This is a genomic window from Schinkia acidoalkalinis (assembly GCF_054301215.1).
The window spans coordinates 4027472-4049770 of record NZ_CP182573.1 but is presented as its reverse complement, the minus strand read 5'-3'; the positions used below and the strand labels follow the sequence as shown (position 1 = coordinate 4049770).

At 38.9% G+C, this 22299-nt stretch carries 19 protein-coding genes and 1 pseudogene; 4 read left to right on the top strand and 16 right to left on the bottom strand.

Annotation, left to right across the window (positions count from 1 at the left end; genetic code table 11):
* Positions 1-28: 28 nt before the first annotated feature.
* The 11 genes from ACNQFZ_RS20630 to acnA form a co-directional block, all read right to left on the bottom strand.
* Entirely contained in the window at positions 29-1444 is a 1416-nt protein-coding gene (locus ACNQFZ_RS20630) for an NAD-dependent succinate-semialdehyde dehydrogenase (RefSeq protein WP_458415462.1), read from the bottom strand.
* 45 nt (positions 1445-1489) lie between these two features.
* Positions 1490-2956, bottom strand: coding sequence for an APC family permease (locus ACNQFZ_RS20625; RefSeq protein ID WP_458413160.1), 1467 nt, complete (start codon positions 2954-2956; stop codon positions 1490-1492).
* Between the two features lie 104 nt (positions 2957-3060).
* Positions 3061-5031, bottom strand: coding sequence for a hydantoinase B/oxoprolinase family protein (locus ACNQFZ_RS20620; protein WP_458413159.1), 1971 nt, complete (start codon positions 5029-5031; stop codon positions 3061-3063).
* Between the two features lie 21 nt (positions 5032-5052).
* Complete coding sequence (locus tag ACNQFZ_RS20615) at positions 5053-7080, bottom strand: hydantoinase/oxoprolinase family protein (RefSeq protein ID WP_458413158.1); 2028 nt, start codon at positions 7078-7080, stop codon at positions 5053-5055.
* Positions 7081-7174: 94 nt separating this feature from the next.
* Positions 7175-8533 (bottom strand): 4-aminobutyrate--2-oxoglutarate transaminase, encoded by a 1359-nt coding sequence (gabT, locus tag ACNQFZ_RS20610; RefSeq protein ID WP_458413157.1) that lies wholly within the window; start codon positions 8531-8533, stop codon positions 7175-7177.
* A 304-nt stretch (positions 8534-8837) separates the two neighbouring features.
* Positions 8838-9149 (bottom strand): DUF3870 domain-containing protein, encoded by a 312-nt coding sequence (locus ACNQFZ_RS20605; RefSeq protein ID WP_458413156.1) that lies wholly within the window; start codon positions 9147-9149, stop codon positions 8838-8840.
* Between the two features lie 18 nt (positions 9150-9167).
* Positions 9168-10376 carry an acyl-CoA dehydrogenase family protein gene (locus ACNQFZ_RS20600; protein WP_458415461.1) on the bottom strand — a complete coding sequence of 403 codons (1209 nt, stop codon included), beginning with the start codon at positions 10374-10376 and terminating at the stop codon, positions 9168-9170.
* Positions 10377-10413: 37 nt separating this feature from the next.
* Entirely contained in the window at positions 10414-11601 is a 1188-nt protein-coding gene (locus ACNQFZ_RS20595) for a CaiB/BaiF CoA transferase family protein (RefSeq protein WP_458413155.1), read from the bottom strand.
* A 393-nt stretch (positions 11602-11994) separates the two neighbouring features.
* Positions 11995-12207, bottom strand: coding sequence for a hypothetical protein (locus ACNQFZ_RS20590; RefSeq protein ID WP_458413154.1), 213 nt, complete (start codon positions 12205-12207; stop codon positions 11995-11997).
* Between the two features lie 258 nt (positions 12208-12465).
* Positions 12466-12981, bottom strand: a complete 516-nt coding sequence (locus ACNQFZ_RS20585; RefSeq protein ID WP_458413153.1) for a redoxin domain-containing protein — start codon at positions 12979-12981, stop codon at positions 12466-12468.
* 110 nt (positions 12982-13091) lie between these two features.
* Positions 13092-15797: an aconitate hydratase AcnA gene (gene acnA, locus ACNQFZ_RS20580; RefSeq protein ID WP_458413152.1), complete on the bottom strand. Its 2706-nt coding sequence runs from the start codon at positions 15795-15797 to the stop codon at positions 13092-13094.
* A gap of 212 nt (positions 15798-16009) precedes the next feature.
* Here acnA and sspO point away from each other — a divergent pair, with 212 nt between their 5' ends.
* Positions 16010-16159 (top strand): small acid-soluble spore protein O, encoded by a 150-nt coding sequence (sspO, locus tag ACNQFZ_RS20575; protein ID WP_458415460.1) that lies wholly within the window; start codon positions 16010-16012, stop codon positions 16157-16159.
* Between the two features lie 60 nt (positions 16160-16219).
* Here sspO and ACNQFZ_RS20570 read toward each other — a convergent pair whose 3' ends face one another.
* A complete protein-coding gene (locus tag ACNQFZ_RS20570) occupies positions 16220-16480 on the bottom strand; it encodes a hypothetical protein (protein ID WP_458413151.1) in 261 nt (86 codons plus the stop codon).
* Positions 16481-16692: 212 nt separating this feature from the next.
* Between ACNQFZ_RS20570 and ACNQFZ_RS20565 the strand changes: the two genes are divergently transcribed.
* A complete protein-coding gene (locus ACNQFZ_RS20565; RefSeq protein ID WP_173730277.1) occupies positions 16693-16827 on the top strand; it encodes a small acid-soluble spore protein P in 135 nt (44 codons plus the stop codon).
* A 13-nt stretch (positions 16828-16840) separates the two neighbouring features.
* Here ACNQFZ_RS20565 and selA read toward each other — a convergent pair whose 3' ends face one another.
* Positions 16841-18262, bottom strand: a complete 1422-nt coding sequence (selA, locus tag ACNQFZ_RS20560; RefSeq protein ID WP_458413150.1) for an L-seryl-tRNA(Sec) selenium transferase — start codon at positions 18260-18262, stop codon at positions 16841-16843.
* A gap of 142 nt (positions 18263-18404) precedes the next feature.
* Between selA and ACNQFZ_RS20555 the strand changes: the two genes are divergently transcribed.
* Positions 18405-18827 carry an Hsp20/alpha crystallin family protein gene (locus ACNQFZ_RS20555; RefSeq protein ID WP_458413149.1) on the top strand — a complete coding sequence of 141 codons (423 nt, stop codon included), beginning with the start codon at positions 18405-18407 and terminating at the stop codon, positions 18825-18827.
* A gap of 42 nt (positions 18828-18869) precedes the next feature.
* Here ACNQFZ_RS20555 and ACNQFZ_RS20550 read toward each other — a convergent pair.
* Positions 18870-19064 (bottom strand): annotated as a pseudogene (locus ACNQFZ_RS20550) (Rdx family protein); the annotation flags it as partial.
* A 226-nt stretch (positions 19065-19290) separates the two neighbouring features.
* On the opposite strand from ACNQFZ_RS20550, the gene selD reads away from it, so the two are divergent.
* Positions 19291-20310 carry a selenide, water dikinase SelD gene (selD, locus tag ACNQFZ_RS20545; RefSeq protein ID WP_458415459.1) on the top strand — a complete coding sequence of 340 codons (1020 nt, stop codon included), beginning with the start codon at positions 19291-19293 and terminating at the stop codon, positions 20308-20310.
* Positions 20311-20356: 46 nt separating this feature from the next.
* Here the strand turns inward: selD and ACNQFZ_RS20540 are convergent, their stop codons facing one another.
* Positions 20357-21253, bottom strand: a complete 897-nt coding sequence (locus ACNQFZ_RS20540; RefSeq protein WP_458413148.1) for a selenium metabolism-associated LysR family transcriptional regulator — start codon at positions 21251-21253, stop codon at positions 20357-20359.
* A 14-nt stretch (positions 21254-21267) separates the two neighbouring features.
* A complete protein-coding gene (locus tag ACNQFZ_RS20535; RefSeq protein ID WP_458413147.1) occupies positions 21268-22299 on the bottom strand; it encodes a glycosyltransferase in 1032 nt (343 codons plus the stop codon).

The following is a 22299-nucleotide window of genomic DNA, read 5'->3' as shown; positions in this document are numbered from 1 at the left end:
TTTTCAATATGGACTGGACATCTAAAACTTAGATTTCAAAGGAGATGTATTTGATTTCAAGGAATTCTTCTATGCCATAATGGCCACCTTCTCTTCCAAGACCGCTTTCCTTGAATCCGCCAAATGGGGCTTGGGCAACGGATGGAAGCCCATCATTTACACCAACAATACCATATTCCAATTGTTCACTAATGCGGATTGCCCGACCAAGGCTCTCAGTAAAGACATAGGCCGCTAAGCCATATTTAGAAGCGTTCGCTCTTTCGATTACTTCCTCCTCCGTCTTAAACGTGGTTACAGGTGCAAGAGGTCCAAATGTTTCTTCCGTCATACATAACATATCGTCGGTTACATTAGAAAGAATGGTTGGTTCAAAATAGAAGCCATTTTCAATGTTTACCGCATTCCCACCCGTTAAGACAACGGCACCTTTACTAAGGGCATCTTTAATATGTTCCTTCACTTTATCCAAAGCTTTCCCATCAATAAGCGGCCCAACGTCAACTCCACTATCAAGTCCATTTCCAACCTTTAATTTTTTCACTGCTGCTGTGTATTTTTCATTGAACTGTTCTTTGATTGACTCATGGACATAGACACGGTTTGTACATATACATGTTTGCCCAGCATTTCTAAATTTAGAGGCAATGACACCTTTAACCGCTTTATCCAAGTTGGCATCATCCATCACAATGAACGGTGCATGGCCACCTAATTCCAACGAGAGTTTTTTTACTGTATCAGCAGCACCTTTCATCAATATTTTCCCAACTTCAGTTGAACCGGTAAAGGTAATTTTACGGACACGATCATCCTCCAACCATGCTTCACCAATGGCTCTTGAATCACCTGTAACAATATTTAATACTCCTTTAGGAATTCCCGCTTCTGCAGCTAATTCAATTAATTTTAACGCTGTTAACGGTGTTTGCGTTGCCGGTTTAATGACTGCTGTACAGCCTGCAGCAAGCGCTGGTGCCACCTTTCTGGTAATCATAGCTGCCGGGAAATTCCATGGAGTTATGGCTGCAATCACACCAACAGGCTGTTTTTGAACTAAGATTCGTTTATTTACATGCGTAGCTGGAATGGTCTCACCATAAATCCGTTTTCCTTCTTCTGCGTACCACGAAATAAAACTATTTGCATAGTTCACTTCACCAATCGCTTCTTTTAATGGTTTTCCTTGTTCAATCGTCATGATTCGTCCCAGCTCTTCTTTATTTTCTTCAATGAGTTGGAACCATTTCATAAGCAATTCGCTGCGATCATTTGCCGTTTTTTTCGACCAAGCTTTAAAAGCAGCGTGCGCTGCATCAACCGATTTTCGAGCTTCTACCTTTCCTCCATTCGGAATGCTCGCTATGACTTTATTTGTAGCCGGGTTAATTACTTCAATGAATTCTTGGTTTTCACTATTTACTCTTTCCCCGTTGATAAACATTAAATTTGTGGTCAATTAATCTCAACTCCCGAAAACTTTTTTTACCTAATTTACCTTTTCATATTCAGCTTCCTCATCTTCTTCATTCCACTCTTCACCTTCATATTCTATCACTCTAGCAATTTCTTCTTCCATATGTTGATCCGAAAACCTTTTACCATATTTAGCGGTGGAAATTTTATAAAAGATCATGCCTAGTCCTGCCCATGCGAAGATAATCACCCACTCATATGGCCATACTAATGCTGATGGCATTCCTGGCATATAAAGGATCGAGATGCCAAAGGCCATTACTACCGCAATCCAGCCAATCACAGTCCCACCACGCAGCCGAAACGGACGTTTCATGGTCGGTTCTTTTTTTCGTAAAATAATAAATGAAATGGCAACCATTAGCCATGATATTACTAATCCAAGTCCACCAGCATCTACTAGCCAAACAAGTGCAGGTCTACCAAATAATGGGGCAATGGTGGAAAATACTCCTATCAATAAAATAGCCTTATGGGGTGTATTATATTTAGGATGTAATTCTCCCAAAAACTTTGGGAGCATGCCTGCTTTAGCTAATGCATATATTGCACGGCTTCCACCTACAAAAAATCCAATCCAGCTTGTTACAATTCCACCCACTCCACCAAGGACTAGAATATTTGCCATCATTTTACTGCCGCCAAAAGCTTTTGCCATTGCATCAGCTGTTACAAGATTTGATGTACTCATTTCCTCTGGTGTTAATACGCGTGATACACCAAAAATGATTGCCACATACCAAACAATCGCCAGCACAACTGAAAACAGCAACAACTGTCCAATTTTTTTCTGTGGTAAATTAATCTCCTCTGAAGCTTGCGGAATCACGTCAAAACCAACAAACATGAAAGGTGTCATGATCAAGACTGCTAACAAGCCGCCCATTCCTTTTTCAAATAATGGTTTCATATTTTCAGTGCTTCCTGCTAATGAACTTCCCGTAATTAATAAAATTCCCGCTACGGCAATGAGAATGGTTAATAAAAACATAATCGATGTTGTCAGTTTTATCCCACGAAGATTGATCCATGTAATTAATATTGATCCGACAATACCAACTCCAGCCCAGGTAGCAGTTACATCCCAACCAGCGATAGAATATAAATAACCTTGGCTATAATTAGGGACTAAATATTCAAATACAGTTGGAAGTGCAACTGCTTCAAAAGCGACAACTGATACATATCCAAGAATAATCGCCCATGTTGTGATAAACGAAGCAGTCCGGCCCATAGCCTTATAGCTATAGACATGCTCCCCGCCGGCGAGCGGCAGGGAAGATGCTAGTTCAGCATAGGTTAAGCCAACAAACAATACTAAAAAGCCACCGATAATAAAAGCCAAGATTGCTCCAAGGGAGCCTGCTTCTGAAATCCATAATCCTGCTGTTACGACCCAGCCCCAGCCAATCATCGCCCCAAATGCAAGTGAAAGGACATCTTTATTACCCAGAATTTTTAACAGTTTCGGATCATTCAATGGATTCGCCTCCGTTTTATTTTATAGGACTCTATGATTAACGAATGTTCATGAATTGCTTTTGAACAGATTAAATTACCAGTGGAACCTGTTTAAAACCATTGTTATTTCCAATAAGCCATTGAACGTTTTCTCATAGACTCTCTAAATTGCTCGGTAGAGTTTAATAAAACTTTATTTGTTGCATAATCCATAATGACGCCGTAACGGCGAATCGCATCTAATTTATCAATTTCGCCATTTACAAATTGTTGTTCAACAATCGTTGGGTCTGTTTCAAGCCAGTTTTTGCGGCTATTTTTAATAAAATCTCTTTCTAATTTTGTAGCTTCATAATCAATTTCAAAAAGATCCAGATCTCGATCAATTTCTTTAATCACAACACCATAATCTTTTTTTGCTCTTTCAATGGAAACGTATTCATCAATGACATCTTCCAAGACAGCATTCAAATCACGTTCAAGAGGATCGCCCAATCCTCCCCCACCTGCTGAAGGCCTAACAAAAGAGTCACCACTTGATACCTTTACATTAGAAAAGATCGTTCCTAAAAATTGTTTATTCTCTTTTCCAGGATTAAGCCAAGCCCCATGTGGGTATGACGGTAACCCTCCAAAAATACCCCATGTTACTGAGCGGGAACGATCACAGCAATAGGACATGACCGTATGATTAATTTTCGTTAAAACGCCTCCCTTCTCAACACCACAACCTCCACGAAATTTACCAGGTCCGGCTGAATCTGTAATAATTTCGTGCTTTGTCGTGATCACTGGAGATAATCGCTCTTGACCTTCACATGGCTGTACACTTAAACCAACACCGAAAACGGGGGAGGTTGCATTTGCGCCATCGCGATCAATACGACCGCCGTGCCCACCGGCCATCCAGTCATACCACATAAAGAAGTTATTATCATCATTTCTTCTATCATTGCCGCCAATTAATAAATATTCTAGATTAAAAGAACAGGCAAGTGCTCTTTCCGGCATAATATTTGACCAAAGTTCAAAACAAGCGTTCATAATTTTTTCAAAAGCACCTGAACAAAAACCAGTTACAGCTATTGGGCTGGGAGCATTTACAACCGAGTTTTCCGGCAGAATAACCTTTACAACTCGATAAAATCCTGAATTTAAAGGAATCTCAGGGAAGAATGTTTTCGTACCAGCATAAACTGCCGAAAGTGACGCTCCAAAACCGGCATTTAAGAAGCAGCCTATATATGGATGTGATCCATGTAAATCATATAAAATTTCGTCATCTGCTATGGTCATTTTCACTTGAATCGGAATCATTCCATCACCAATATCAGGATCCATATCAATATAATCAACCGTGTCCCAAGTACCTTTTGGCAAAGTTTTAACTTTTGCTTTTGCCAGCCGCTCTACATAATTTTGAACCTCTTCAAAAGCAATGATAGTGGTATCCAGTCCATATTTTTCAATAATCCCCACTAATTGGTTCTGCCCGATTTTTGCAGCTTCTATTTGTGCCTGTAAATCCCCAATTCTTTCTTCAGGAAGTCTCATATTCTTCGTTATTACATTTATAACATCCTTCAAGTATTGGCCTTTACTTACGATTCTTACCGGTGGAATCCTAACGCCTTCACCAAAATGTTCCTTAGCCCTAATATCAAAGGATCCCGGTGTGGAACCACCCATATCTGCCCAATGACCATTCGTCTGCATAAAAGCAATTAAGTTATCACCATAAAATACAGGCATAACAACGCGTGTATCGTTAAAATGTGTCCCACCCCTATATGGATCATTGATTAAAAAGACATCTCCGGGATGTATATCGTCCTTAAAGTCTTCAATCACAGCCTTTGCTGTTAAATGCAATGTCCCTACATGGACAGAAATATCCTGCGTTCCTTGCATGACGGTGTTTCCTTCGGCGTCACATAGTGCGCAGCTAAAGTCACGATTATAAATTACAAATGAATAACATGTTCTAAGCATTTGTTCTGCCATTTGATCCACTAAATTAACAAATCCATTTTTCAACACTTCAAATGTGACCGGATCAAGACGGTTCGTCTGTTCGTTCGTGATTTTAATCATCCCTTACACCTCTCCTGTTATTTATTTGTTTAAAGTGACAATTAAGTTTCTAAATACATCCACTTTTGCTGTAAATCCAGGTGGTATAACCGTTGTTGTATCAAGTTGATCAACAATGGCAGGTCCTTGAACTTCAGATAGAACAGGAATTTTCTCACGGTCATATACATTTGTTGCGATTACCTTTCCATCAAAATATACATCTCTTACCTCTTTTAAGGCCTCTTCCACCCTACCCACTGGCCCATACTTTGGAAATTCTGGTTTCGGTACATTCCCAATCGCTGTTACCCGTAATCCATAAATTTCAACTAATTGGTCACGATTTGAAAATGAAAATTCACGTTTATGTTCATCATGAAAGATATCCAATACATCATTTAGTGAATGAAGCTTTTCGCTCACTGGTACAGCTAATGACCGCCATTGACCTTTATAACGCATATCTATGTAGCGCATCAGCGTCGAACGATCCTTTTCTACTCCTTCTTCAGCCAGCAATTCTTCTGCATCTTTTTCCATCGTGGTAAATTCCGTTTCTAATTCTTCTAAAGAAACATGATTTGCATTTCTTACAAATGTTTTTGTAATATCATGACGGACATCTACTAGTAAACAGCCCATTGCTGCTGCCACACCCGGATGTGGCGGCACAATAATCGTAGGAATATCCATTTCCTTTGCCAATTCTGCACCATGTAATGGTCCTGCCCCACCAAAAGCTACGAGAGCAAAATCCCGCGGATCATAACCGCGTCTGATGGATATTAATCGCAACGCATCGCACATATTGGCATTAGCCACTTGAATAACGGCGTTTGCAGCTTCCTCGATTGTATAGTTAAATCGATTAGCAATTTTTTCAATAGCTTGTTTCGCCTTTGCCTTATCCAGCTTCATTGTGCCATTTAATAAATCTGTTCCTAGGCGGCCAAGAACCAGGTTTGCATCAGAGTTAGTAGGCTCAACCCCACCTCGGCTATAGCATGCGGGCCCAGGAATGGCTCCGGCACTTTGCGGTCCATTTCGTAAAGAACCTCCCTCATCTACCCAAGCTAAGCTACCGCCGCCGGCACCAATGGTCAATATTTCTATACTAGGGAACCCAATTGGATAGCCGTATTCAATTGACCAATCCTTTGTAATTCTTATATCACCATCGTACATAAGAGAAATATCTGTACTTGTTCCGCCCATATCAAGCCCGATGGCATTTTTAAATCCACAAAGCTTTGCAATATGTTTACTTGCAATCGCTCCGGCAGCGATACCTGAGCTTGCAAGTCTTGCCGCATAACGCGGAACAGTTGTTGATGTCATAACACCGCCACCAGAATGCAGAACAAGAATATCATCCTCATAACCTTTTTGCGCCATTTCTCTCTCTAATGTTTTAATATATTTGCTGACAATTGGGCCTAGTATTGCATTAATAATCGTTGTACTCATGCGTTCATGCTCAAAAATCTCTGGCAGCACTTCACTTGATATACAAACATAGGTATCAGGCAGTTCTTCTACCAATATCTCTTTTACTTTCGCCTCATTTTCACCATTTACGTAAGAATTTATGAAACAAACGGCAATGGACTCTGTCTCGCGTTTTTTTAATTTCCTGGCTAATTGCCGTACTTCCTCTTCATCAATTTCAGTAATGATATTCCCATCAAAATCAGTCCTTTCGTTAACCTCAAACCGATTTCTCCTTGCAATATATGGTTTTTGGGTATCCTTATACATATCCCAAATATCATCTTTCGTTCCCCTCCGAATTTCGGGAACATCTCTAAATCCTTTTGTTGTAATTAAAGCAGTTTTTGGTAACTTCCTCTCAATTAAAGCATTGGTTCCAACCGTAGTCCCATGTGAAAAGACTTTAATGTCTCTACCATCAATATTTGCTTTTAGAATTCCGTCTAATATTCCACGTTCCGGATTGGAAGGTGTTGATGGGGTTTTAGTAACAGAAATTTGTCCAGTATTCTCATCAAAAACAAAAACATCAGTAAACGTGCCACCTACATCAATAGCTAATCGGGTTGAAGCCATATTTCATTTCACTCCTTTTTATGATATTTCGGAAGATTCTGAAAGTAATTTCCGTGAAAGTTCCATATTTCGTCATGCAAGCTATTAGATTATGTTAAATCATTTGCACATTACTTTTCGAAACTGTCGCAATCGATTTCTCAATAATATTTAGGCCTTCCTCCAATTGTTCATCCGTAATAACCAACGGCATAAGTAAGCGGATGACATTACTGTATACACCCGCACTAAACAATAGCAGACCTCTTTTATTCGCTTCTTTTATAATTTGGCTTGTTAATTCCTTTGAGGGTTCCTTTGAAATCTTATCTTTTACTATTTCCATTGCACACATAGCCCCAAGTCCCCTAACATCACCGATACAGTCGTACTGTTTAGAAAGTTGTTCAAATTTATTCATGACAACTTTTCCAATCTCTAAACTGCGCTGATTAAGATTTTCTTCTTCAATAATGTCAAGAACGGCTAAAGCTGCTCGACATCCAAGTGGACTACCGCTATATGTGCCGCCAAGTTCGCCTGGCTCTGATAAATCCATGATTTCTTTGCGGCCAATTACACCGCTAAGTGGTACACCTGCTGCCATTGATTTGGAGACGGTAATCATATCTGGTAAAACGTCAAAATGTTCAATCGCAAAATAGCGTCCTGTTCGCGCAAAACCGGTTTGTATTTCATCGGCAATAAAAAGAATTCCATTTTGTTTACAGAACTCATACACTCCCTGTACAAAACGTTTATTGGGGATGATAAAACCACCCTCGCCTTGGACAGGTTCCATTACAACAGCTGCGATTGTTTCCGGTGCGACGTCTGTAATAAAGTAGTTTTTAAAATCAGCAAGCACTTGTTCTACGTATTGCTCTTCTGACAATCCTTCAGGTCTTCTGTACATATATGGGAAGGGTGCTCGATAGACTTCAGGGGCAAATGGACCAAATTCAAATTTATAAGGCTTCACTTTGCTGGTCATTGTCATCGTCATTAATGTTCTGCCATGGTATCCTCTAGAAAAGGAAATGATCCCTTGTCTTTTCGTGAATTTACGGGCAATTTTCACGGCATTTTCAACCGCCTCTGCACCACTATTTTGCAAAAGAACCTGCTTTTCATGATCACCAGGAGCCAAATGGGCTAATTTCTCCGCTAGCTCAATATACGGTTCGTACATCATCACGTTAAAGCCGGTATGAATAAATTGATCAACCTGCTCATGCAAAGCCTTCTTTACCTTCGGATGATTGTGACCAACATTCATGACCCCAATCGCACCAACGAAGTCAATAAAAGTGTTGCCATCTATATCTGTAATCAATGCACCTTCAGCTTTTTGGGCAAAAGCAGGCACACCGTTACTAACTCCTTTTGGAACAATTTTTTGTCTTCTTTCAACTAGTTCTTTAGATTTCTTTCCAGGTAAATTCTCTTGAATATTTGCGAAACTCATCGTCATCTTCCTTTCAAATGTTTATTTAAAACGCTTTCATTTCTTAAAATAGGAGATGATTTCACTCCTTATCGCTTTATCTTTTCATATGCAATTCGTATGCCACTTTTTCATAAAGTTAAATTGTCTGACTTTTATAGTATTTTAGTTATACTTTTATCAGACACTTTATTAATTTATGCTCTACATTTAATCCAAATTTGAATTAAATTGTAAAACTGAATCAAAATTGATTTAATTTTGCATCATGTTTTATTTTGAGATAAAAGATCATACCAAGAGCGGTCCTAGTATGACCTTTACGATATTATTATTTTTTTGATACTGTCTCGAACTGCCCATACACATCAACTAGGGCTGCTTGAATAGCATGACCTGCTTTTCCACGGTAATGCATTTTCACCCGGTCAATTAATTCATCAATTCCGTCATTTAGACAATAGCCACGCAACAATTGTCGAATAAAACCGCGACCATGTTCGGTTGCAAGCGTACAAGAAGCGTCTACTATCACTCCGTACTTAAAATCTACTTCTAATGTAAGTGTAATTGTTTCGTAGACATTCCTTGCTGCCATTCCTTGTGGAAGCTTTGCATGCCCTGCTATAAAATATGTGTACATTATTTAGTCCCCTTTGTTTTATTTTTGTAAGGAAACTTGCTCAAATGGCCAAGCGGGCAACATCTTACGTAATGGCTTATCTTCACGGTATCCCAGCGCATACTCGCCCTGCATGATTGTGTGAATTTCTCTAGTCCCCTCGTAAATAACTGGAGCTTTCGAGTTACGAAGGAAGCGTTCTACTGGATATTCATCCGAATAACCATATGCACCGTGAATTTGAACAGCATCATTTGCCGCTTCAAATGCCGCATTACATGAAATCCATTTTGCAAGGGAAGTTTCCTTTGTGTTTCGTTTTCCTTGATTTTTCAAACAACCTGCCTTATAAACTAGCAATTTGGAAATCTCAAGATTTGCGCTCATTTTGGCAATCATTTGTTGAACAAGCTGATGTTTTCCAATCTCTTTACCAAATGTTTTACGCTCGTGACAATATTTCAAACTCGCTTCAAGAGAAGCTTCAATTAGACCAACCGCTCCTGCCGCTACAGTAAACCGGCCATTATCTAAAGCAGCCATTGCTATTTTAAAGCCTTCCCCTTCTTCACCAAGTCTGTTAGCCACCGGCACTTTTACATCAGATAAAAAGACTTCTCCGGTATTCCCTGCACGAATTCCCAGCTTTCCCTTAAATCCTCTTGTTTCTACTCCCGAAAATGTACGTTCCACGATAAATGCAGTAATCCCTTTGTGGGCCATATCATGATCAGTTTTTGAAAAAATGATAAAGTTATCCGCATAATCACAAAGTGAAATCCATGTTTTTGAACCGTTAAGGATATAATAATCCCCCTCACGTCTTGCCGTTGAATTCATTGCCGCAACATCACTTCCGGCATTAGGCTCTGTCAAACCAAACGCTCCAACCTTATCACCCTTTGCTTGAGGTACTAGATATTTTTGCTTTTGTTCCTCAGTGCCCCATTGCAATAATGTCATACTATTTAAACCTGTATGAACGGAAACCGCTGTTCGGTAAGCAGTGTCGCCACGTTCGAGCTCAGCACAAACAATCGCAAGTGTATTATAATCCATCCCGGCACCACCATACTCTTCAGGAATACAAACTCCCATCAACTGCAAATCCGCCAATTTTTTCATGATCGCAGGTTGGAATTCGCCTTTGCGGTCCCACTCTTGAATGTAAGGGATAATTTCCTTATCAACAAACTTTCTTACCATCTTTTGCACACTTTGCTGCTCTTCTGTTAATTCAAAATTCATCATGAAAATTCCTCCTACTTTTTTACAATTTTGTATTTTAAACAATTTCATTTCTTAAAAATTTAGCAATTTCTTCTGATTTGTATCCTATATTTCTCAAAACTGATTCGGTATGTTCCCCAAATAAAGGAGGATGGTGCCTCATCGTTACAGGGGATTTTGAAAGTTTTATGGGCGACCCTGTTAATTTTAAGTTATCAATCAACGGGTGCTCCATTTCTACTACCATTTGTCTCGCCTTTATCTGCGGGTCATTGAACATTTCTTCGATTGTGTTAATTGGCCCATTGGGAATACCCGCTTCATCCATTAACGTCTTCCATTCCTTTTTGGTTCTTTTCGAAAGCTCTTCCTCACAAATGGAAATGAGTTGATCCTTATTCCGTAAACGGCTGGAATTAGCCCTGAACTCTTCCATTTCTGCAAGTTCAGGAATCCCCAAAACAGATGCAAAGCGCCGGAATTGCTCATCATTTCCTACGGCGATAACTAATTCTCCATCACTGGCATGAAAAACCTGATACGGTACAATATTTGGATGCTGATTTCCCAATCTTTCAGGTGTCACTCCACCGCATAAATAATTGCTTGCAACATTGATTAAAGCAGAAACCTGACTGTCCATTAATGAAATGTCAATTTCTTGACCTTCCCCAGTATTTTGCCGATAATGTAACGCAGACAAGATACCAATGCAGGTATATAAACCAGTTAGAACATCGGCAATCGCAACCCCAACCTTCATGGGGCTCCCTTCAGCTTCACCCGTAATACTCATCAAGCCACTCATTGCTTGAATAATATAATCATATCCCGGTAGATCCTTATAAGGGCCGGTTGTTCCAAAACCCGTAATTGAAGCCATAATGATTCCTGGATTTAACTCTTTTAACTGTTTGTACCCCAAACCCATCTTGTCAAGAGTGCCGGTTTTGAAATTTTGGACAACGACATCGCTGGTGGAGGCCAAGTTACGAAATATTTCCTTTCCTTGTTCCGTTTTTAAATTCAACGTCATGCTTTGTTTATTACGGTTAGCACATAAATAGTATGCGCTTTCACCGTTAACGAAGGGTGGACCCCAGTATCGCGTTTCATCGCCAACCTTGGGATGTTCAATTTTAATTACCTCAGCCCCCAGATCTCCAAGAATCATCGTACAGAACGGTCCTGCCAATACCCGCGAAACATCTAAAATTCGTATTCCCTCCAAAGCCCTTTCCACAATATCACCTCTTTCTTATTATTAAAAAAACAAAAGAGTCAGCAAAACAAACAATGTCCATACAACATTGAGAGTTTTACTGACTCTTACCCAAGGCTCGTCTTCTCGCAAAAGAAGCTCGAGTGAATAATATCAATAATCTTTATATATTCAAGAAATATCAAACCGGTCATGCAGCAGGTTTTTTGCTGTCATCGGGTTGTTGATTTTTATTATAATTAATTTTCCTGAATATTGCAACATTATTATAAAAATATTACATTCATAAATGAACCTGACTACCGGTATCGTTTTGAACAAAAAAACATGCCGCTTTTGAATCGTTTTCAAAAAGCAGCATGTTTAATAAAAATTATTATATTTGTTCATCCGAATAATTTTCACCTCTTAGATTTATAAAGCATCGACAAATTCATATTCATCAAAGTATTGCACTTCTTTTAATTCAACCTTTAAAGAACAATCGCTTTTCTTTGCAACGTCATTGGCAACTTGTTGCGCTTTCGTAAAAGCCTCATACATTCCACAAGCTTCAATGCTTTTCTCACATAGGCAGCATTGCTGTGATTTATTTTCATCATAAAATAAAAATATATATTTCTTCATTTTTTTCTCCTCTTCTCCCCGATTTGTGAAACCGTTCACATCATATTATATAAAAGAATCTGGTGCATTACTTGTGCGTTTGTCTGTCTTGTACATTTCTTCACATAATAGCATATTTGTAGCGAGTATTTTTGTAAGCGTTATCTTCATTATACAGTCTTTTTTTGTTTTGTGTATGACAAATTTGTGAATTAAGTCACAAAGCTTGTCCAAATAATAAAAAGCCCTTGGAAATACAGGGCTTTCTACAAGAAAAAATCAATCTAATTTTGATATGCCATTTAACATTTGTTCATGACTTAACGTTCCGGTATATTTTTCATTGATTTTTCCTTTACTATCAATAAAATAGGAGGTTGGTAATGCAATCACCTGGTACATTTTTACAACTTCACCTTTTTCATCAAAAGCGATTGGGAAAGTTAAGCCTAATTCCTTAATAAACGATTTAGGATCTTCTTTACTTTTTTCTGTTTGCGTCGCATTGACGGCTAAAATAACGAGGTCATCATGACCTTCTTTATTAAGTTTTTCCATATCAGGCATTTCAGCACGACATGGACCACACCATGAAGCCCAAAAATTTAACAATACTTTTTTGCCACGGAAGTCAGAGAGTTTTACTTTTTCCCCAGTCGTCGTTACTAATTCAAAATCCGGAGCAATGTTCCCTTTCTCAAGTCCAACATCTGCAGCTTTTTCAGTAAAAGCAGTTGTGTAAATCATATACCCTATTAATCCAATAAATACAATGATAGCAATGGTTTTCTTCATAGCCTTCTTCCCTTTCTGCTGATTACCCCAGTATGTATCGATTATAACAAAAAAGCACGGTATTGCCAATTGACAATACCGCACTTTCAAATACAAGCTTACGCTTCTTATTATTTAGCTAATTTTTCGCGTAAAACCATTTGTAGGATACCACCATGACGGTAGTAGTCGATTTCAACTTCTGAGTCGAAACGAGCAAGTGCTTCGAATTCTACTTTAGAACCATCTTCCTTAGTAGCTGTAACTTTTACGAAGTCACGTGGTTTTACATTTTCATCGATTTGAACTTCGATTGTTTCTTTACCAGTTAAGCCAAGTGATTCAGCATTTTCGCCTTCTTTAAATTGAAGTGGAAGAACACCCATTAACACAAGGTTTGAACGGTGGATACGCTCGTAGCTCTCAGCAATAACTGTTTTAATTCCAAGTAGGAATGTACCTTTAGCAGCCCAGTCACGAGAAGATCCCATACCGTAATCTTTACCAGCTAGGATTACTAAGCCAGTACCATTTTCTTTGTACTTCATAGCTGCATCAAAGATTGATGTAACTTCGCCTGTTGGCCAGTAAGTTGTCAAACCGCCTTCAGTACCAGGAGCAATCTGGTTACGGATACGGATATTCGCAAAAGTACCTCTTGTCATTACACGGTCATTACCACGACGTGAACCATAAGAGTTAAAGTCGCGTGGGCTTACACCCTTCTCTTGTAGGTATTTACCTGCAGGAGCATCTTTCGCAATAGAACCAGCTGGTGAGATATGGTCAGTAGTAACAGTGTCACCGAACTTACCAATTACACGCATACCAGTTAATGACTTGATTTCTCTTAATTCTTTTGTTAATCCTTCAAAGAATGGAGGATTTTGGATGTAAGTAGATTCTTCATCCCAATTATATAAAGCATCATCTGGAGACTCGATTTGATTCCAGCGTGAATTGCTCTTGAATACTTCAGCATACTCTGCACGGAATAATTCAGGTGTAACTGTTTTCTCAACAACTGCTTGAATTTCATCATAAGAAGGCCAGATATCAGCGAACTTAACATCGTTGCCGTCTTTATCTTTTCCAAGTGAATCGTTGCGAAGATCAACATCAACAGTTCCAGCTAGTGAGTAAGCTACTACTAATGGTGGTGATGCTAAGTAGTTAGCTTTAACTAATGGATGGATACGTCCTTCAAAGTTACGGTTACCTGAAAGTACTGCAGAAACAGTTAGGTCATTGTCAGCAATTGCTTTTTCAATTTCTGGTGCTAATGGACCTGAGTTACCGATACATGTTGTACAACCATAACCTACAATGTTGTAGCCAAGTTGCTCAAGGTATGGAAGAAGTCCAGAATTTTTCAAGTAGCCAGTAACAACTTTAGAACCTGGTGCTAAAGATGTTTTAACATATGCAGGTACTTGAAGTCCTTTTTCAACCGCTTTTTTCGCAACTAAACCAGCAGCAACTAGTACGTATGGGTTAGAAGTGTTTGTACAGCTTGTAATTGCAGCGATGGCAATTGCACCTGTTTTCATTGTTGTTTCAGTACCGTCAGCAAGCTTGACAGTAACTTCTTTGTCGAATTCTTTTTCTGTTAAGCCAAGACCTTGTGTTCCTTGTGGAGCAACAACAGCTTTTTTGAACTGCTCTTGCATCTTTGTAAGTGGAATTAAGTCTTGTGGACGCTTAGGACCAGAAAGATTTGGTTCGATATCAGAAAGATTGACTTCAACAACACTTGTATAAACTGCGTCTTCTGATTCACCAGCAACATAGAATAAACCATTTGCACGGCAATATGCTTCAACAAGCGCAATTTGCTCTTCAGAACGGCCAGTTAAACGTAGGTAGTTAAGTGCTTCTTTATCAACTGGGAAGAAGCCACATGTAGCACCATATTCAGGAGCCATATTAGAAATAGTCGCGCGGTCAGCAAGCGGCATTTGCGCAAGACCAGGACCAAAATACTCAACAAACTTACCTACTACTTTTTTCTCACGTAATACTTGTGTTACTTTTAGAGCGATGTCAGTAGCAGTTGTTCCACTTGGAAGTGAGCCAACTAATTTAACACCGATAACTTCTGGTACTGGGAAGTATGAAGGTTGTCCAAGCATTCCAGCTTCTGCTTCAATACCACCAACACCCCATCCAAGAACACCGATACCGTTGATCATTGTAGTATGAGAGTCAGTACCTACTAATGTGTCAGGGAATGCAACTACTTCACCGTTTTCTTCTTTTGTCATTACAACATTTGCAAGATACTCAAGGTTAACTTGGTGAACGATACCTGTTGCTGGTGGAACGGCACGATAGTTGTCAAATGCTTTTGTTGCCCAGCTTAAGAACTGATAACGCTCATTATTGCGTTGGAACTCTAATTCCATGTTAAATTCTAGAGAATCAGCTGTTCCAGCTTTATCTACTTGAACAGAGTGGTCGATAACTAGATCAACTGGAATTTCAGGATTGATTTTCGCAGGGTCTCCACCCATATCTGCCATTGCTTTTCTTAGAGAAGCTAAGTCAACAACTGCAGGTACGCCTGTGAAGTCTTGTAAAATAACACGAGCTGGCTTAAATGGAACATCAATATCTTGTAACTCTTTTGTGCCCCATTTTGCAAGGTTTTCAACATGCTCTTTCGTGATGACACGTCCGTCAACTTGGCGAAGAACAGATTCAAGTAATACTTTAATTGAGTATGGCAATTTTGAAATATTACCCACGCCTTCAAGAGCGCTTAAATCGTAATAGTTATACGATTTGCCATTTGCTTCAAACGTTTTCCGTGCATTAAACACATCATTGTTTGCCATTTATATGTACCCCCCTGTAAAGTTTAACATATTGTCGTAATTGTCAAAAAAAAATCACAATATGTCTCCCATTTCATTACTCTATCATTTTAATAGAATTTTTCGTCTAAGTAAATAACCGAATCCATTCTTGTGTCATATTCTTTACATTACGATAAAATTTTGTATATTTATGACACTTTTTCAAATGCTAATATCGGAGGTGATTGATGATGCCAAAAAGAAAAGCAAATCATGTGATACCAGGTATGAATGCTGCTAAAGCTCAGGGCACAGGGGCAGGTTTTAATGAGGAATTGTCGAATGAACCTCTTACTGCCACACAAAAGCAATTTAATAAGAAAAAGAAAAAAAATCAGTAATGTCTTTCATTTACATTTTTACTAGCAAAAACCGCCTCTAAAACAGAAGCGGTTTTTTATTTAATCTTCAAAATTGACACCACTAACGATGGACTCGAGATCACTTTTAAATTTGTGAAGCTGATCCAACTGATTTTCTGAAGCCACCTCTAGTGCGTTATCGATTTGCTGAAATGCCTCATTGACTTCATTTTTTAAATCCTTTAAATGATGGCCATAATCCGGATCATTTTTTACTAGATCTTTATAAATATCAACGGCATGATCAACACCTTGTTGGGCTGCTTGGTATGCTTGTTGTTTATTTTTATTGTATGGCATGTTTGATATCCAACTCCTTATGTGATATAGCATTCTGGCTATATTGTGTACAAAAGAAGGGATATTCATACAGCAAGTAGTTCACTTACTGTATAAAAACATCGTATTTACTACTGATAACGGAACTGATGTCCGCGGATACCTTTACGACCCTAAATTCTGTATAAAATGTCATAGCACAATCCATCCTAAGCCTAAAAGGAGGGATTACGATGGGATCTGGACGTACGAATCAGCCAAAAAACCAGCAGCAGCCTACAAACCAACCTGAAGCATTAAGTGGCTCGAAAAAGGTGAAAAACCATAATCATACGCGACAAAAGAATAACCAAAGCCACGACATGTAGCGTGCTTGATCATTTAATCAAATGAATGGAAAGCGTCAAGGATTACATCCAATTCATCGTCTGCTATCGTTCTAAAATCAAGTATAACTTTATTATCTTTTTGGCGTGCGACAATGCTTGGGGTAAACAATCTTAAGTTAACTGCCAGCTCTTCCGAAGTTAATGTCGGATGAGCCACGGCGGCTACTATTGTTGGGATTTTTTCATCTGGCATTGTCCCGCCACCGACTTGAGAAAAATCTTTCTCAAGTGTACAACTATATGAGGTACCCGTCTCTACTAATTGCTGTTGAAATTTAGAAGCCCGAGCTTCAATCTCTTCTTCCGTTTGCAAAATATCACGCAATGTGGGAATATCTCTTAGAGTATGCTCACCCATGACATATGCTTTAAGTGTAGCTTCAAGTGCGGCAAACGTCATTTTATCAACACGGAGCACACGAGCGAGTTGATGTTTTTTTAATTTTTGGATCAACTCCCGTTTTCCGGCAATAATTCCTGCTTGTGGACCACCTAGCAGTTTATCGCCGCTGAATGAGACTAGATCAGCTCCTAGTTGAATCACATCTCTAACGACCGGCTCATCTCCAATGCCATGTTTTTTAAAGTCATATAAGACACCGCTTCCTAAATCTTCATAAAAGATGACATTTTCATGTTTCTTTTTTAATTCCACTAGTTCTTCGCTCTCCACACTTTCAGTGAAGCCAATCACTTTAAAATTACTGGTATGAACCTTTAAAATCATGGCTGTTTCATCAGTAATGGCATTCTCATAATCAAACAAATGAGTTTTATTGGTTGTTCCAACTTCAACAAGCTTTGCTCCACTTTCTTCCATAATAGCGGATATCCTGAATGAGCCGCCAATTTCAACAAGCTGCCCCCTTGAAACAATAACTTCCTTATCTTTCGCAAGGGCACGCAAAATCAAATACACGGCCGCAGCGTTGTTATTGACAACCATTGCCGCTTCTGCCCCAGTTACTTGCTGGATTAAGCCTTCGATAATATCGTGGCGAGACCCTCTTTTCCCCTCATCGATTTTGTATTCCAAATTGGAGTAATTAGCGGCGACCTTCACAACATGGTCGATTTGCTTTTCACCGAGCCGTGCCCTTCCCAAATTCGTATGTAAAACTGTACCTGTTGCATTAATGATTGTTTTTAAATAGTACTGTGATAACTGCCGGGCAGCCAATTCAGCTTTTTCAAAAATTTGCTTTGCCCAATACTCTTTCGTTTCGTACGCTTGCGGAGAATTTTCTCCCTGCCATTTTTGTTGTAAAAGTTGTTGTCTTATTTCATTCAATTTTTCTTGAAATATAGTAGTTAAACGTTCACTGCTTATACCATATTTTTGTAATAAATACTCATAAGCATTGGACTTTTGTAATTCATGTACAGGTGGTAAGTATCGTAAATATTGCTTCATAATCTTCCTCCACTTTTAAAATCATGTCATATTATACCATTCATTTGGGATGAACGATAATTTCATGTATTCTTGAGCCTAATCATTTTTTCATATAAATGAATACCTTTATAATGAGAAATTAAGTAAAGGAGATTTGCAAATGAACCAGAAAGAAGAAAATGAATTTTTACCTGTCATGAAAGACTTGAACAATCTGTTTAACCGTTTTTGGGAGGACCCATTTACTTCTTTTTTTCCACAGCAGTTTCGAGTTGATTTATATGATATGGGTTCGAAAATTATTGTTGAGGCAGAACTTCCTGGATTTCAGGAAAATCAAATCAAAATTGAGGCTGTACATGAAGGAATAAAAATCACTGCTGATGATAATCAAGTATTAGAAACCATCGATGACAATAAAAAATACTTTAAAAAAGAAAGAAACTATCGGAGACTTGAACGTGTCATTCCAATTCCATATGAAGTATCCGGAGACACAAAAGCGTATTATAAAAACGGCATACTGGAAATCCACATTCCAAAAAAAGAACGGAGAAAACAACGCTATATTAATATCGAGTAAAAAAGTAAGGTGCCAAATCCGACGGATTGGCACCTTATCACATTATTTTTCCCCTATAGCTTCCAATTCTGCAATAAACTCATCCACATTTGGAAATTTCCCAGTTTCAAGCTTTGAATAGCGCTTCACACCATTGACAGTCACTTCAAAAACTCCACCGGTGCTAGGAATTAATTCAAAGGATGTTATTTCTCTCCGAAAATGTGTAAGTAAACCCTCCGCGAAACTCGCGGCTTTTGGAGCAAAGTTTCACTGCGTGCAAAATTCTACAGAAATCTTATAAGTCATAAATATTTCCCCCTTTGTAGTAATTCTTACCGCTTATTTTAGTACAATCCTATCATGTAAGTAAAATCATCTGCCTAGCATGTAAAAATCATTTTATTTTAGTTTTGAGCCAAGGATATACTATACTAGGAATTGGAGGTGTTTATTTGTGGAGGAAAAAATTCGCCTAACGGCTATGTCTACAAAAGCTGGCTGAGGCTGCAAAATCGGCCCAGCCGAATTGTCGCAGGTTTTGCGACTATTACCAGAAAGAGAACAGGATCCAAACTTACTAGTTGGTATAGATACATCTGATGATGCAGGAGTTTATCGTGTATCTAATGATTTAGCTTTGATTCAAACTGTGGATTACTTTACCCCGATCGTTGATGACCCCTATATGTTTGGTCAGATTGCTGCGGCGAATGCCCTTAGTGATGTCTATGCCATGGGGGGACAACCTAAAACGGTCTTAAATATCGTCGGCTTCCCTATTAAAAAACTCGGGGCAGAAACACTTGCGGAAATCTTAAAAGGAGCGGCTGAGAAAGTGAAGGAAGCTGGTGCCATTATTGTTGGCGGGCATTCGATTGATGACCAGGAGCCAAAATTCGGTATGGCAGTTACCGGCTATGTCCATCCGGAAAAGTTTTACCGTAATGTTGGTGCCAAGCCCGGAGATGCAATCGTTTTAACAAAGCCAATTGGCGTTGGAATTCTTACGACAGGTATTAAGCGCGGAGTTGTAACACCTGAACAAGAAGCACAGGTCATCGAAACGATGGCAATGCTAAATAAAGAAGCGGCTGAAGCCCTAGAAGGCTACCAGGTCCATGCCGTAACCGATGTAACAGGCTTTGGACTGTTAGGACATGCCTGTGAGATGGCAAAAGGAAGCAACGTTAGCATGACGATTAACTTTGATGCCGTTCCTATCTTAGATGGCACTCACAAGTTGGCAGAAGAAGGCGTTATTCCTGGGGGATCCAAATCAAACTATGAGTGGCTAAAAGATGATGTAGAATTTGCCTCATCTATTTCACAAAGCGGCCAATATATTTTATGTGATGCCATTACCTCTGGTGGACTTTTAGTAAGCATGCCAAAGGATGAAGCGCAAGCCTATGTTGAAAAGCTTCAACAACAAAATGGTACTGCTGCCAAAATCGTTGGTGAAGTCACTGATTTCAATAAAAAATCCTTATACGTAAAATAGGCATTATAAAAGGGGCAGACCAGCAAACACTGATCTGCCCTCATTTTTATTCATTTTCATTCATCCGATAGACGTTTTCGATAAAGTTTAAAAATGAAGAAATAAGCGGCTGATTTTTATTTTCCTTTAAGCAAGAAAAATAAAAATTTCTTGTCACTTGAAAATCATTCAACGTAATAATTTTGACACGGCCAAATTTTTCAGCCCGTTCCGCCGCATAAGAAGAAACCACTGTAATGCCAAGACCAGCCTCCACCGCTGCAATGACCGCTTCGGTGCTACCCAATTCGCCAACCACTTTCATCATCTCAAACGAATACCCTAGAGATTGAATCGTCTTCTCCAATGATGATCTGGTATCTGAATTTACTTCACGCAAAATCCATTCTGCATCAAACAAATCGTGAAATTTGTTCACATCCTCCAAAATGAAATCATTTGGAGCAATAATACTTAGTTTTTCACTTACAATTGGTTTAGAAAACAGAATTGGGGTTTTCATCGGCTCTCCTGTAATCGCAACATCAACCGAGCGATTCTTAAGCCAATCAACAACATCCCTACTCCCAGATATTTTCATACAAAAATCAACATCAGGGTATATCCCTTTAAAATCTTTAATGATTTTCGGAAGGATATATTCGGACGGAATGGTGCTTGCTCCAATCACAAGTTTTCCAACTGGTTGCCCTCCTAGAAATTGTGCTTCGAGTTCTTCCCAAAGTTTTAGAATTTCTTTTATTCTGCTATAAATCACTTCTCCTTGCGGTGTAAGCTGCACACCTTCTGCTTTCCGCTTTACTAGCTTTGTTTTAAAATGATCCTCGAGCGCTTGAATTCTTAACGAAATCGCTGGTTGAGAAACAGATAATTGCTTTGCTGCTTCTTGAAAACTTTTTAGTTGGACCACTTTTTCAAACGCTTTAAGATGGTTTACATTCATTTATACACCACCAACTACTCTACACATTTTTCATAAACCCTAATAAACGCCCCTATTTCATCTTCGAAACCATGGTTAGACTGAACATAGTTTCTAGCCCTTTGGATGATTTCCACGACTTGATCCTCATTATTCAAAACTGATTCCAGCTTTTTTAAAAATTCGTCGCCATCATTGAAAAGGTAGCCATTGTTTCCATCCTGAACGATGCTCGAGTTTCCCGGATTATTGCGGGCGAAAACCACACACCCCATACTCATCGCTTCTAATAAAGCTGATGACTGTCCTTCAGAAATGGAAGTATTTAACACAATATGAGCCCATTGATATAATGATACCATTTTTTCAATGGGTACGTTTTCTAAAAAATGAATCCAATTATACTTCTTCATATATAGTTGTAACGTTTCATAAATCTTTTTATCTAAAACCATTCCGCAAATTACAAACTGCAAAGCAGAATATTTCTTTTGTAGAAAAATAAGTTCATTCATCAAAAAGAAAACATCCTTTACTTGCCGTAATCCCGCCGGCAACAAAACAGCTGGTTTACCCTCTGCTATATTAAGCCATTGATCTTGGGTCCCCACCTTGTCAGCTGGTGGCAGCCACACACTTTGTGGGATTACTTCTATTTTTAGATTAAGGTGGTGATAGGCACTTTTAATCTTTTCTTTTGCATCAGCAGTAAAAACAGTAATAGCGTTAGCCCGCTTTATGAGGAGCTGCATCTCGGTTCTACTGACTTGATTACCCAAATTAAGGTTGACATCCGTCCCCCCATTTGTCATGATATAGGGTCTATTTAATTGAAAGCTAGTTTTTTTTAACCATTTTGCAAAACGATAAAAATGAATGACATGAATGACATCACATACATCTGCAATCGTTTGGATATCTTCATTCCATGCTTCTTCCTCGTAAGCGAACACACTGACCTTCATTCCGTTTTGCTGTAGGCCGGCAGAAATTCTTTTAGCGGTTGTTGAATTTCCTCGATTTTCTTTAAAATACGGTGTAAGAAGTAAAATCTTTGTTGCAGACAA

Excerpts from the sequence above, each read along its gene's own strand:
- acnA (WP_458413152.1), bottom strand. The coding sequence starts at position 15,797 with ATGGCAAACAATGATGTGTTTAATGCACGGAAAACGTTTGAAGCAAAT.
- sspO (WP_458415460.1), top strand. The coding sequence starts at position 16,010 with ATGCCAAAAAGAAAAGCAAATCATGTGATACCAGGTATGAATGCTGCT.
- ACNQFZ_RS20540 (WP_458413148.1), bottom strand. The coding sequence starts at position 21,253 with ATGAATGTAAACCATCTTAAAGCGTTTGAAAAAGTGGTCCAACTAAAA.
- gabT (WP_458413157.1), bottom strand. The coding sequence starts at position 8,533 with ATGACGATGAGTTTCGCAAATATTCAAGAGAATTTACCTGGAAAGAAA.
- ACNQFZ_RS20570 (WP_458413151.1), bottom strand. The coding sequence starts at position 16,480 with ATGCCATACAATAAAAATAAACAACAAGCATACCAAGCAGCCCAACAA.
- ACNQFZ_RS20600 (WP_458415461.1), bottom strand. The coding sequence starts at position 10,376 with ATGAATTTTGAATTAACAGAAGAGCAGCAAAGTGTGCAAAAGATGGTA.
- ACNQFZ_RS20620 (WP_458413159.1), bottom strand. The coding sequence starts at position 5,031 with ATGATTAAAATCACGAACGAACAGACGAACCGTCTTGATCCGGTCACA.
- ACNQFZ_RS20590 (WP_458413154.1), bottom strand. The coding sequence starts at position 12,207 with ATGAAGAAATATATATTTTTATTTTATGATGAAAATAAATCACAGCAA.
- ACNQFZ_RS20615 (WP_458413158.1), bottom strand. The coding sequence starts at position 7,080 with ATGGCTTCAACCCGATTAGCTATTGATGTAGGTGGCACGTTTACTGAT.
- ACNQFZ_RS20555 (WP_458413149.1), top strand. The coding sequence starts at position 18,405 with ATGAACCAGAAAGAAGAAAATGAATTTTTACCTGTCATGAAAGACTTG.
- selA (WP_458413150.1), bottom strand. The coding sequence starts at position 18,262 with ATGAAGCAATATTTACGATACTTACCACCTGTACATGAATTACAAAAG.
- ACNQFZ_RS20630 (WP_458415462.1), bottom strand. The coding sequence starts at position 1,444 with ATGTTTATCAACGGGGAAAGAGTAAATAGTGAAAACCAAGAATTCATT.
- ACNQFZ_RS20605 (WP_458413156.1), bottom strand. The coding sequence starts at position 9,149 with ATGTACACATATTTTATAGCAGGGCATGCAAAGCTTCCACAAGGAATG.
- ACNQFZ_RS20585 (WP_458413153.1), bottom strand. The coding sequence starts at position 12,981 with ATGAAGAAAACCATTGCTATCATTGTATTTATTGGATTAATAGGGTAT.
- ACNQFZ_RS20565 (WP_173730277.1), top strand. The coding sequence starts at position 16,693 with ATGGGATCTGGACGTACGAATCAGCCAAAAAACCAGCAGCAGCCTACA.